Below are 3,146 nucleotides of genomic sequence, written 5' to 3' on the forward strand. Positions count from 1 at the left end.
GACGCTTCGCCAGGCCCAGAAAATCGAGGCTATCGGCCAGCTCACCGGGGGCGTGGCGCATGACTTCAACAATCTCTTGATGGTGATCTCCGGCGGCCTCGACATGCTCGACCGCCAGACGGACCCGAACCGCCGTCGCCGCCTGATGGATGGGATGATCCAAGCCGCGCAGCGGGGCGCCAGCTTGACCAAGCAGCTTCTGGCATTCTCGCGCCGGCAGACGCTTCGTCCCGAGCCCGTGGACGTCGCCACGCAGATCGGCGGCATGCGCGAATTGCTCGATCGAAGCCTGCGGGGCGACGTTCATGTCGAGTTTGACTTCCCGGAACAGCTCTGGGCGGTCGAGGTCGATCCCGGCGAGCTCGAGCTCGTCATTCTCAATCTGGCGGTCAATGCCCGCGATGCAATGCCCAACGGCGGGACCATTACCGTCCGCGGCGAGAACCTGCCCAACCTGCATGAAGAGGACATAGCGGGCGACTACGTGCGGCTGTCCGTCATCGATACCGGCGTCGGCATGAGTGCCGAAATCCTGTCGCGGGTTTTCGAACCGTTCTTCACGACAAAGGACGTCGGCAAAGGATCCGGCCTCGGGCTGGCGCAGGTTCATGGATTCGCGACCCAGTCGCGCGGAACGGTTCGCATCAAATCACAACTTGGCCAGGGGACCAGCATCGAGCTGTACCTGCCGCGTTCACGGAATCTCGCGTCCAAGCAGCGCCACCTGATCGAGCTCAACAGGACGACACGTCCAAAACAGGACGGCCAGGGTCAAATCCTGCTGGTCGAAGACGACGAGGAGGTCGCCGCCTTGGTCGGTGAGATGCTTGATCAGCTTGGTTACCAGGTCACGCGGGCCGCCAGCGCTGCAGCCGCGCTAGGCGCTTTGGCAGACGGACGCGCCGTCGATCTGGTCTTTTCGGACATCATGATGCCGGGCGGCATGAACGGTGTCGAACTCGCACGGGAGATCAGAAGGCGGCGCAGCGACGTCCCGGTCCTGCTGACCAGCGGATATGCCGAAGCGGCGATCCACGAGGCAGAAGCAGAGGGTATCCAGATTTTGGCGAAACCGTACCACCTCGACGAGCTGGCCGCGGCCCTCAGCGCGGCAAAGTCGGATCGCCAATCCGACACGGGGTCAAAGCGCCTGAGTTCTTCGCTGAGCTCGTGAGTTCAGCCTCTTTGCCGTCCGATCGTCAGCGAAAATATCCCAGCACCAGGTCGACATCCGCGCTACGCGCCACGGTGCCGTTCAGCTCGGCATCGATGACACGGCGACAGGCTTCGATCGCGGCGTGATCGCCTAGGTCGTTGGCGGCTTCCAGCACGAGCCAGGCGGCGTCGACCGACGCCTTGTCCGGCGCACCGCCGCCGAGATCGATGGCCGAAGTCTTGTTGACCTTCTTGCGAACCGCGGTGCCGAATTGAGGCAACATTGCAGACACTCCCCTCTCCTCAGTGGACTTGTCAGTGGACCGTCAGTGGACTTGTCAGTGAACCTGGAGCTCGGGCTGACGGCCCGCATCGGCACCCGCGCCGGTCTTGCGCGACTGATAGAACTTCAGAATGCTGCGCGAGGTCTCGATCTTGAGCCGGCCATATTCGCGCTCGTTGTCCTGCAGCTCCCGCGCCGTGATCAAATGATCCTTGGCGCCGAGGAACAGCAGCGACATCGTCGTGTCCCAGGAGAAGTCGAGGGCCTTGCACAGCACCAGGATCATCTCGCGGTTGCGGTCCATCAGCGCGCGCTCGATGACGTCGACCGGCAGCGCCGACAGCAGCGACAGGCCGATCTGCACCTCGTCGAAGCGGTGCTGGCGCGCATAGTTCGAGATCGAATCCTGGTTGAGATTGCCCTGACGGTACTGCGTCGTCACCACGCGCTTGGCGACGAAATAGCTGCGCGAGGACGGGCCGAACTTGGACTGGAGGTCGCCGGTGACCTCGGTCACCGAGCTCTGGATATGCGCCATCATCTCGGGCCGCTCGGTCTCGAGCCGGCGGCGGACGTCTTCCGACGCCTTCGCGATCAGCTGCTGGAAGACGTGGCGCGGCACGTCCTTGCGCAGGCCAAGCTGCTCGGCAAGGATCGAATCGCCCTCGGCACGGCGGACCATGTGCAGCAGGCCCGAGCCGGAGAAGCGCGCGCCCTCGTTCTTCGCGACCGAGGTCACGACCTCCTGGTTGCCGCGCTTGACCAGCACGTCGGTCACGGCCTCGCCGATCGACTGGCGCTGCGAGATCGCGAGCAGATGGGCCTGGCCCTTGGTCATGGCGCTCTCGACCAGCATCTTCTCGTCGATACGGTTGGAATCGCGCAGCACGGGACCGGCAACCGCGATCTCGTCGTCGAGGGCGAGCTTTTCGATGACGTTGAGCGGGGCGTGATCGCAGGCCGACATGACTTCGGACAGCTGCGCACGCGCGGCGACCTCGATCTCATCGGCGAGCCGGCCGATGACGTCGCCGAACATGCTGATCTCGTCGTCGCTGTAGCGGCCGGTGATCAGGATGTCGGTCGCATGCCACAAGGCACGCGCCCGGCTCTCGTCGGTGCCGCGCGCGATCGCGTCGTCCAGATCCTGTAGAAGCGTCTTCGCCCCGTCCATCTCGATAACCCCAGTTCTTGTGGCGAGCTGTCCCGCCGCTCGTGGCGGGACACCGGATTCCTCAGGAACCGAGACTAGGGAACAAACGCGATAATCCAGTAAAGTTGGCAGATCAGTTTTGCCGACCAGAATTCATTCAAATGCGAGGGAATGGGTTTACTGGCGAGGCGAATCAACGCCAAGCCCTTGTCTCTCCGGCGTCATGGCCGGGCTTGTCCGGGCATGACGACCTCGTCCTCACGGATTCTGCGGCGTCAGCACCAATGGCGGCTTTGGCCTCGGCTTTGCGGGCGGCGGGCCCGGGGCCGGCTTCACGTCGATCGGCGGCGGCAGCGGTGCAAGCTGCTGGCTCGCCAATGGCGGGCTTGTCAATGCGGGGCTTGGCGCGGCGGGGGCCGCCTGCGGCGCTTTCGGCGTCGGCGCCGCCTTCTGCTTGGACGGCATGCGGCGCGGATCCTGCCCGGGCAACGGCACAACGGCCGGCGCCTGCTCGGGCGCGCCATCGGGAGACACCAGCGTCGGCAGCGCGGCGGT

At 64.7% G+C, this 3,146-nt stretch carries 3 protein-coding genes and 1 pseudogene; 1 reads left to right on the top strand and 3 read right to left on the bottom strand.

The window, feature by feature from the left end; genetic code table 11:
• Positions 1–1,174, top strand: a 1,174-nt coding sequence (locus tag SE91_RS23915) for an ATP-binding protein (protein WP_061849355.1), incomplete at its 5' end; no start/stop codon positions are given.
• Positions 1,175–1,199: 25 nt separating this feature from the next.
• On the opposite strand, the gene SE91_RS23920 is transcribed toward SE91_RS23915, so the two are convergent.
• The 3 genes and pseudogenes from SE91_RS23920 to SE91_RS37250 all read right to left on the bottom strand — a co-directional run.
• Entirely contained in the window at positions 1,200–1,439 is a 240-nt protein-coding gene (locus SE91_RS23920; RefSeq protein WP_008556731.1) for a hypothetical protein, read from the bottom strand.
• Positions 1,440–1,493: 54 nt separating this feature from the next.
• A complete protein-coding gene (locus tag SE91_RS23925; protein WP_061849356.1) occupies positions 1,494–2,612 on the bottom strand; it encodes a DUF2336 domain-containing protein in 1,119 nt (372 codons plus the stop codon).
• 237 nt (positions 2,613–2,849) lie between these two features.
• A pseudogene (locus SE91_RS37250) lies at positions 2,850–3,146 on the bottom strand (hypothetical protein); the annotation flags it as partial.

It is taken from the genome of Bradyrhizobium sp. DOA1 (genome assembly GCF_001593325.1).
Taxonomy (GTDB): Bacteria; Pseudomonadota; Alphaproteobacteria; order Rhizobiales; family Xanthobacteraceae; genus Bradyrhizobium.

Excerpts from the sequence above, each read along its gene's own strand:
- SE91_RS23920 (WP_008556731.1), bottom strand. The coding sequence starts at position 1,439 with ATGTTGCCTCAATTCGGCACCGCGGTTCGCAAGAAGGTCAACAAGACT.
- SE91_RS23925 (WP_061849356.1), bottom strand. The coding sequence starts at position 2,612 with ATGGACGGGGCGAAGACGCTTCTACAGGATCTGGACGACGCGATCGCG.